Annotated in this window: 2 protein-coding genes; both read right to left on the bottom strand. The window is 46.0% G+C overall.

Annotated features, from left to right (window positions below):
- Positions 1-2,889: type I polyketide synthase (locus EAG18_RS21790; protein WP_125254449.1), on the bottom strand; the 2,889-nt coding region annotated here is incomplete at its 3' end.
- 8 nt (positions 2,890-2,897) lie between these two features.
- Positions 2,898-7,614, bottom strand: a 4,717-nt coding sequence (locus EAG18_RS21785; RefSeq protein ID WP_185745645.1) for a beta-ketoacyl synthase N-terminal-like domain-containing protein, incomplete at its 5' end; no start/stop codon positions are given.

The following is a 7,614-nucleotide window of genomic DNA, read 5'->3' as shown; positions in this document are numbered from 1 at the left end:
GTGCTGCGCTTCTACACCTTGATAAAACGCTTTACTAAGCGCCGCAATTTCAATGGGATCGCCAAGCTTAGTCCCTGTTCCATGCGCTTCAATATAATTAATATGTTGTGGTGCCACCTTGGCCTCAGTCAGGGCGCGGCTGATTGCATTGGCCTGTGCCTGAGGATTAGGCACTGTATATCCATTGGTTTTGCCACCATGGTTTAACACGCTGGCTTTTATCACCCCATAAATATGCTGACCGGCTTGTTGGGCATCGGACAGACGCGACAAAATCACCGCACCTACTCCTTCACCTGGGATATAACCATCACCTCCTTCACCAAAACTCTGGCAATGGCCACTTGAAGAAATAAATTGATCTTCACTCAACATACTGTATTTACTAGGGTGCACAGTAACATTCACCCCGCCAGCAATCGCTAAATCGGTGCGCCCTTGTTTTAAGTCCTGACAAGCTAAGTGAATGGCTGTCAGTGACGATGAACACATAGTGTCTAGGGTCATACTGGGACCATGAAGATCCAGCGCATACGATACTCGGTTTGCGATGCTGGCAAGACTACCAGAGAGGTTATACTCGCCATACATGACGCCAACATAAACACCAACTTGACCTGCGGCATCTCCTTGGTGAGGGATCTGTAACCGCGCACGCGTGAAGCCCGCATCTTCTGCGGCCATCCAAGCATGTTGCAAAAATAGTCGTTCTTGCGGGTCAATACCAATTGCTTCACGAGGAGAAATATTAAAGAAACGCGGGTCAAACTCATCTACCCCATCAATAAACCCACCCCAACGACTTGAATGGCCTTGTGGCTGTGTGTTGTCTTCTGAATAATACTCCTGCCAGTCCCACCGGGACTTTGGTACTTCAGTAATACAATCCAAACCCGCTCGTAAATTCTCCCAATATTGGGTGATATTTTCCGCTTTCGGATAACGACCACTTAGACCAATAATGGCAATATCACTTTCACCCACGTTGTTAATGGTTTGCTCTGAGTGCGCCTGCAATTGTGCTGGTGTGATGTGGTTATTCCCTGCTTGGTGCTCAGCTTTTAGCGCAGGTTTAATTAGTTTACGCGTTAACGGTTTCTTTGGTTTCACCGTTCGTGGTGATGGTGTAGCTGACGATGTCACTGGCTGCGGCTTTTCTTTATTGGCGACTAAAACTGCAACCTGAGCAGCATGTTGGGTGATAAAATACTCACTCATCTGAACTAAGTTTTGGTATTCGAAAAAGAGTGTTTTTGGCAAAGAGCCAAAATGTTGCTCTAACTGCTTAATCACTTTGATAGATGAAATCGAGTCTATCCCTAGTTTCTCGAACGGGATTTTTGCACTCGGCTGAGTTTTTGGCAGATTTAATACTGCTGCAAGCTGTTGATATAAAAATGATTGTAATTTAGCTAATATAACTGCGCTATCACTGACTTGAGCAGATGCTTCTGGCGCATAAGTAGAATTATTTTCAGACACAATTTGGCTCTCTGTTGATTCGATATTATTGTTTTGTGGTGATGCCAGTAATGTTGTGAGCTTGTTGCTGTCACCATAAAGTAACATGGCGTTGCTCTGCTGTTGCCACAGACTAAACTGAAAAGCAGCTATTCCCTGCTCTGTGGGAAGCGCCGCAACCCCTTCTTCTTCGTACATTGTTTGTAAAATATCAGGGTCAATCGTCATTCCCCCCTGCTGCCATAGCGGCCAATTTATCGCAGAGGTTAGTCCTGCCCTTGCTCTTTGTTCACTTAAGCGATTACGAAATTGCGCATAGCTATCCATAAAGCCGTTTGCAGCTGCATAATCTGATTGCCCAGCATTACCAAAGCGCGCCGCAACAGATGAAAATAATGCAAAAAAATCTAAGTCTAGATCTGCGGTTGCCAAGTCTAAGTGCATTAAACCTTGTACTTTAGGTTGCAACACGTTGCGCAGCGAATCCTGATTTTTCTTAATCACATAGTCATCTTGATTGCACCCTGCACAGTGCAAAACGCCTGTTAATGCCCCTGTTGTTTGTGCAAGTTGATTGAGCTGTTGACGCACATTTGCCAGTTCACTTAAATCCAATTGGAGGTAGCTTAGTCGGTCGCGGTGCTGTGCAAATCCTGCCAATTGCTGCTGAATTTGTGCACTGTCAGCTTGTCGCCCGGTTAATATAACTTTGGCAGCGGCAGTGGTATGCAAAATATGTTGAGCAAATAATTGGCCAATTCCCCCTAGTCCACCAGTGATTAAATAAACTCCGCCTTCTTTAAAGGTTGTTTGCAGCCCTTGCGGCACAGTTTGTGTGTGCCACTGTCGAATCTTGCGCAGGCCAGCTGTGTATTTAACTTCACAGTCTAATTCAGCATGTAGCTCATCATTGATAAACGATACCAGCGATGATGCTAAAACCTGTTCGTCAACGAGGAGTACTTGGGCAAAAAAGTGAGGATGTTCTTCTGATACCGATTTAAACATACCACTGAGACCGGACATCAAGCGGCCATAGTCATTATTGGGTAGTACTAATTGAAATAATAATGGCGCTGTTAATGACTGCGACAACTGCTGTTTGATGTATTCAAAGCACTGTGCCGCCAGCTCTGTATATGCCTCAGCATATTCCTCACCTGCATATGTTTGCCAGCTTACTTCATCCTTTTGCAAGTGTGCACGACATTGCGCCACTAACTTATCAGTAAACCCACAAAACATGACATGTCTTGCATGATAAGGGGTATGAGATACTTTCCTTATCGCTGCCGTTTGCCAATTTGGTGTAAAGAGGATGCTGGCATCTGTCGATGAATGAGCGTCACCCTTAATCGTATCGAGGACTTCCTGTTGCGTCATTTCACCACTTTGTAGCGCGCTGTATAATGATTTTAAGTTTTCCATCTTTACTCTCACCCCAACCTAACCGCAGCTTCAACACTTAATTCATTGTTTGCAACTTGCTCTATGATGTCCTTGTAGTAACTTTCATTAAATGTACAAGGCTGAATTTCTCCCCCAGCGGGCTGCTGATCCACACTGTGGTTGGGTTCTGCGTTTTGGCCGATTTCCTTCATTGAAAATCCCTGTAACTGCATACAAACATTGCCGTGCTCATCACAAATATCGATATCGACTTTACTCAAGTCACCATTTGTTTGGCTGGTTTGTGGGTATCGAACCCAAGCGTAAATCGTCTCAGGACAGGCAGCGAATACCCGCAAATTATCCAAACCGAACGGCACCGATGGCGAGCTATCAATGTCATCCGACAGCCCCATACTCGCTTGTAGTGCGGCGTCTAGCATGCTGGGGTGTAATGTAAATTGACTTGCATCAGCGACAGCACAATCTGGCATTTCAACCACACCTAACGCTTGCTCGCTGCCTTTGTATAAGCGTCGCAGCCCTTGATGGGACTCACCATAAGACAAGCCTATAGCATCAAAAGTATGGTAGATCTGTTCAGCACCTAACTCACCTTGACTCATTTGCTCACGGATACCAGGCAAATCAATTACCGCGGCAGCAGCGTCTACTGCATTGACTAGCTGACCCATACAATGCACCTGCTTTTGCCCCCCTTGTTCGCTAAAGATTTCAAACTCAACGCAATCTCCACCGTCCTCTTCACCAATATATTGCAGTGATACGGTGAGCGTTGTATCACTATCAACAACACAAGGGCTTACCCAAGCAACATGTTTGATGTCAAAACATTCAGGTTTATCTTCTCGAGGTAGCGCATTGACTACTGCTTCTCTTGCCATCTCAAGGTAAGCGACTCCAGGTAAGACCCGAGCAGCTTCACCACCATTCATATCAATTTGATGATGAGCAAGAAATGCTTCTGAGCCAGTAAATGTACTTTGATAGCTCTGCTGATACATATCCGAAGTGTTGATATGTAACAATGGGTGGATAACATTACGTGGGTAACTAGTCACCGTTTTAGGCTTAGTGAGCGCTATCCAGTAAGCGTCTTTGGCAAATGGGTAGCCTGGCAAGCGCATCCGCTTAGGCGTGCCTGCGCGGTAGCACTGGAGCCAATCTAACTCAAGCCCCTGCGCCCACATTTTCAGCAACTTATCAAAATGATTGTCCTGAATGAGCTTCTGCACAACGGTTTGCTTTAACTCTGCATCCTCACCAATAACACCCAGCTTGTCTTTATCTTGGTAGATATTTCCCCTGTAAATACGAGCACCAATCGAAGGAAGGTTTTGTTTTAATCCGTGTACCGTTTTATCTAAATTAGTCAGTAATTCAGCTGCTGACGCCGCCGTCAATCCAACCCGCTCCTCCATGTGCGTTCTGCCTATTTGCAACGTATACGCCAAAGCATTCATATCCAGGGTATCCACCTGCACACTCAGAAAATCGGCAAGTGCCTCAACTTTCGCAATTAACTGCTCATGGGTTCTTGCTGAAATAGGGAATACCCAAGGTGCTGCCACACTGCGTTGCTCAACTTCAGGTTCAACATATTCAGACAGGACAATGTGCGCATTGGTGCCACTAAAACCAAATGAACTCACCGCACCATGGCGTAGCTGTTGTGCTTTAGTCGTCCACGGTGTAAGGCGCTGATTAATATAAAATGGGGTATTCTCCAAGTTTATATGTTCGTTTAACTGCGCAAAATTAATGCTCGGTGGTAATTGCTTATGTTGTAAAGCGAGTGCCAACTTGATAAACCCAGCAACGCCCGCTGCGGTAATACAGTGACCGATGTTACTTTTCACTGAACCAAGCGCGCAGTAATTTTGCGCCTCTGTATATTTACCAAAAGCAGACTTTAACCCTTCCACCTCAATTGGGTCGCCAAGCTTAGTACCTGTGCCATGCGCTTCAATTAAGCCAATGTCATTGGGGTTAATGTTAAAGCGATCGTAAACCTCTTGCTGTAAGCGACATTGTGATACTGGGTTAGGTGCTGTAATACCATTTGTTTTACCATCTTGGTTAACTCCCCAACCTTTAACCACACCATAAATGTTATCTTGATCTCGCTGAGCATCTTCAAGACGTTTGAGCAGCACACATCCAACTGCCTCACCAGGTACAAAACCGTTCGCCCTTTGGTCAAAGGTAAAACACTTGCCGTCAGTGGATAACATCCCTGCTTGCGCGGTCATCACATGCATATCGCTACCAGCCATCACATAGACACCACCGGCAAGCGCTAAATCACAGTTTTTCAGTGTTAAGCTATCACAGGCACTGGCTATCGCAACCAAAGAGGATGAACAAGCCGTATCGATGGAAATACATGGCCCTTGTAGATTCATAAAGTAGGAGATCCGGGCAGCTAAAATGGACGTCGCTCCCCCGGTAAAACCTTCAGCACTGATTTGTTGATCCCGCGACAATAAATCATATTCTCCCGCAGCACAGCCAACAAACACGCCACATCGCTGACCTGATAGCGTGCTCGCATCATAGCCTGCATCTTCAATAGTATGCCAACACGTTTGCAAGAATAAGCGTTGTTGTGGGTCGATGCTCACCGCCTCTGACGGTGAAATGCTAAAGAATAACGGGTCAAAATGATCATACCCATCCATTGCACCAAACCATTTACTATTGGTCTTCCCTACCACTGGCTCTCCGGCCTGATAAAATTGCGCAACCTCCCAGCGCCTACTCGCAACTTCAGTAATACAGTGCTTCCCTTGTGATATATTTTGCCAATACTCATCCAAGTTATTTGCTTGTGGGAATTTACCTGCCATCCCTATCACAGCAATTTCATTGCGGCGCGTCTCCTTCGATGATGAGATAGGCTGCGCTTGTAGCGCAGGACGCTTGCGCCAAGACACCAACTTACGAGACGGCTCAGATAATACCGCTTCTTGGTTCGATACTCCCAAGACCGGCTCAGGGGAAATAGGTTGTGGCGTTGGCAATGGCATCACATTGTCACTTACCTCTGCATTGCCCACTTGACCCACTTGCTCAAACACAAATTGACTGAGCGCAGTTAAGGTCGAGTAGGTATATATTTTTATTGCTTCGATCTGTAAGTCATAGGCTTCGTTAATTTTACGGATCCAGGTCACGCCATAAATTGAATCAAGACCTAAATCAATAAATTGCGCATCTTCATCAATCTCTGACTCTTCCATAAACAGCTCTTGCGCCAGTAGCTGTTTTAAATTGCTTCTAATGTCTTCAAGCGCAGTATCACTGTGTTGTTTTATCCCCTGAGATACCTCAGGCGCCACTGAGGTTGCGCTTGCCTGGCGGTGTTCAACTACTGCTGCGCTGTGTTCCGCCTTGGGTTTAAGTTGCGCCACAACAAAATCACTAAACTCGGCTAACGTTGGATAGCTGTAAACTTTGATCGCTTCAATGGACAGACCATATTCTTCATTAATTTTACGGATCCAAGTTACGCCATAAATAGAGTCCAAACCAAGGTCAATAAACTGCATATCTTCATCAATTTCTTCCACCTCCATGTGCAGTTCATTTGCTAATGACTGTTTTAAGTCATGCAGTACCTCAGCTTTGGTATTTTGAGTACTAGGTACAGCCGCAATGACTTGCTCAGGCTCATTGCTTGGAGCAGGGGCAGGCGTTGAATTGGCATTTTCCATAGACAAGAAGTTCTGCTGAATTTGCTGCAATGTATCGCTTCGACCTACAAACGTCTTATCATGCATCGCTAATTCAAGCGCATAAATCTCCTCAAGACCTTGCTCTAACTGTGCTGTGGCCATTGCTTTAACCGCGACAAGCTGTGCACGAGGTAGTTGCGCGATGCGTTTTGCCAGTGTCAGTGACGCATTTAGTAACTGGCGACGAGGCATAACAGGGAACCCCATCCCTTGCGCTTGCAACTCCTTGCCAGACTTTTCCTGCGCTGTTAAGAGCGTTTCTACTGCCAAGTCATAGCCAAGCTTGTCCGGAAAAATAGCCGTCGCACCAGCGCCAGGGGTAAAGCCCAAGTTCATATAAGGGCTAAGGTATTTACTTTCCTCACTAAACATCGTGATGTCAGCAAACATACCCAGCGCCCACCCAGCACCGATGGCATGTCCTTGCATTGCTGCAATCACAGGCACAGAGCATGCCATAGCCAAGTGGTAAATCTTTTCGTCGGTAAATTTCGCTTTACCTTCTTGAATGGCAACAAGATCCTCTTTGGTACCACCTGTCGAGAAGTAACTATCATAACCGGTGAGCACAACCACCTTGTATTCATCATGATGAGCAATATGATCAAATAGCGTCATTAACCCCTGAATGGTGGCCTCAGAGTGCATGTTTTTATGCTCTCTATCTTCCATGTGCACTTCTAGTACGCCATCTGGGTGTGCAATAGCACGAATAACATCCGAGCCAAGCGCAACCTCTGTCACTCCCTGATGATGCACATCACTTCTCACCTCTGGGGTTTGTGGCCATGCCTTCACATCTGTCAGTGCCTTGACTAGCTCCGCTTTGTGCCAGCACGCCACCTCTATAGGCAGCTTAGCAAGCATCGCTGCAACAGCACCTGCTTGTTGTTGTACCGCTGACCCCTCTGCTACTTGGCTCGCTTTATGTTGCTGTGCCAGTGCTTGGCTACTCAAGTGTGCTTCACCAAATAATATGCTTTGCCCTAATTGACTGCCAAAACGA

This window comes from Pseudoalteromonas sp. J010 (assembly GCF_003934235.1).
In the GTDB taxonomy this organism is placed as follows: Bacteria; Pseudomonadota; Gammaproteobacteria; order Enterobacterales; family Alteromonadaceae; genus Pseudoalteromonas; species Pseudoalteromonas peptidolytica.
The sequence above is the reverse complement of the archived record's forward strand: the minus strand, read 5'-3'. Positions and strand labels throughout refer to the sequence as shown.